Genomic DNA, 2,077 nt, shown 5'->3' with positions numbered 1-2,077 from the left:
CGCCGAGCACCGCCTCGACCATCGGCCGACCCGCCACCGCCAGTCGCGCCTTGTCGACCCCGCCGAGGCGACTCGCGCGACCCCCGGTGAGGACGATCGCGCCGACAGTGCTCGTGGGGTCGCTGCCGCTGCCGCTGCCCGTCATCCGGCGTCCCCGGCCAGGCGGCCGCGCAGGAAGTCGTCGACGAGCCGTTCCACGTCCCGCCCGGTGTACGGGCGCAGGCCGATCATGCGGGCCAGGACGACGGGGCCGGCCAGCTGCGCCACGGCCAGATCGCGGTCGCCGGGGATGAGGGCCCCGGACTCCTCCGCATCGGAGAGCACGGCGTGCAGAGGCTCGGTGTAGGACTCGACCACGCTGCGGCGGAGCCTGCCCACCTCGTCGTCGTCACCGGCGTCGCGGCCCATCGCCAGCCACCCCAACATCGACTGCTGGAGCGGCGCGTCCTGGATGAGCTGCGTCATCGAGGCGGCCAGGTGCACGAGCTGCTCCCGGACGGGAAGGTCGGCCGGGGGGCGTGTCGGGGTGGGCAGCAGCCGCCGGAACGCCGCGGCGATGAGCGAGTCCGTCGACGGGAAGTTGCGGTACAGGGTCGTGCGGGCGACCCCCGACAGCCGGGTCACCGCGTCGACGGTCACCGCCGCCGCGCCGCCGGACAGCAGCAGCGATGACGCCGCGTCGAGCAACTTGCCCTGCGAGCGGGCGCGCCGCGGATCCGGGGTCGACATGGCCTCCATTGTGGCCTGTCCGGTGCGCTAGGGTGGGCGCACCATGCGATACCGACGGTATCGTTTCCGTGGAGCGGGGGCAGATGTGTTGGAGATGAGTGCGGGTCGGCGGCGGTGGCTGCTGGTCGTCAACCTCGTGGCCGTGTCCCTGGTGGTGGCCACGATGTCCGCCCTGTACACGTCCCTGCCGGACATCGCCGTGGACATCGGGGCCACCCAGGCCGAGCTGACGTGGATCGTCGACTCCTACACGCTGGCGCTGGCGGCACTCGTCCTCACCGCCGGTGCGCTGGGGGACCGCTTCGGCCGCCGGGCCACGCTCATCGTGGGCCTGGCGCTGTTCACGGTCTCCTCGGCGCTGCCCCTGTGGCTGGACTCGCCGCTGTGGGTGATCATGCTCCGTGCGGTGGCCGGTGTCGGCGCCGCCTTCGTCATGCCCTCCACGTTGTCCCTGCTCACCGCGAGTTTTCCGTCGGATCGCCGGGGTGCGGCCGTGGGCATGTGGGCCGGCTTCGCCGGGGTCGGCGGCATCATCGGCCTGCTCGGCTCCGGGCTCATGCTCAAGGTGTGGACCTGGAAGGCGATCTTCGGCGTGTACGCCGTCATCGGACTGGTCGTCCTGGTCGCCGCCTTCACCATCGGCGAGTCCGTCGCCTCCCGGGTCGGCAGGCCGGACGTCTTCGGCGCGGTCTTCTCCGCCCTCGCCGTGGGCGGGATGGTCTTCGGGCTCATCGAGGGCGCGCACACCAGCTACTCCGAGCCGCTGGTGATCGTGGCGCTCCTCGTGGCGGCGCTGAGCGTCGTGGCCTTCGTCCTGGTCGAGCTGCGCGTCGCGGACCCCCTGCTCGACGTGCGCTACTTCCGCCGACGAGGGTTCACCACCGGCTCGGTGTCGGTGGCGCTGCAGTTCCTCACCATCTTCGGGTTCTTCCTGCTCATCGTGCAGTTCCTCCAGTTGGTCAAGGACTACGACGCCCTGTTCGCCTCGCTGGCACTGGCTCCGATGGTCGTGCCGGTCATGGTCTTCTCGCTGCTGTCCCCGCGCCTCACCGCGGCCGTGGGGCTGCGGGCGGTGTCCGTGGTGGGCGTGGGGGCCATCGCGGCCGGGATGGTCTTCCTCTCCCGGCTGTCCGTGGACTCCGGGTACTGGGACATCCTCTGGCCCATGCTGGTCGCGAGTATCGGGCTCGGCTTGTCGACCGCGCCTGCCACGTCGGCGATCGTCTCGGACGTCCCGTCAGACGAGCAGGGCGTGGCCGCCGCCGTCAACGACGCGATGCGTGAGGTCGGCGCCGCGATCGGCATCGCGCTGTCGGGCAGCATCCTGGCCGGGCGCTACGCCGCGGGG

3 protein-coding genes are annotated in these 2,077 nt (G+C 71.9%); 1 reads left to right on the top strand and 2 read right to left on the bottom strand.

The genetic code is table 11. The features are described 5' to 3' along the window. Window positions 1-145: NTP transferase domain-containing protein (locus G6023_RS09525; protein WP_182635176.1), on the bottom strand; the 145-nt coding region annotated here is incomplete at its 3' end. Next, window positions 142-729 carry a TetR/AcrR family transcriptional regulator gene (locus tag G6023_RS09520; RefSeq protein ID WP_182635173.1) on the bottom strand — a complete coding sequence of 196 codons (588 nt, stop codon included), beginning with the start codon at window positions 727-729 and terminating at the stop codon, window positions 142-144. The genes G6023_RS09520 and G6023_RS09525, both read right to left, overlap by 4 nt. A 94-nt stretch (window positions 730-823) precedes the next feature. On the opposite strand from G6023_RS09520, the gene G6023_RS09515 reads away from it, so the two are divergent. After that, window positions 824-2,077, top strand: a 1,254-nt coding sequence (locus G6023_RS09515; protein ID WP_241727786.1) for an MFS transporter, incomplete at its 3' end; no start/stop codon positions are given.

Origin of the sequence: Dietzia sp. DQ11-71 (assembly GCF_014144995.1) — a bacterium.
GTDB classification, from domain to species: domain Bacteria; phylum Actinomycetota; class Actinomycetes; order Mycobacteriales; family Mycobacteriaceae; genus Dietzia; species Dietzia kunjamensis.
Note: the sequence above shows the minus strand (reverse complement) of the source record. Positions and strands in the feature narration are given on the sequence as shown.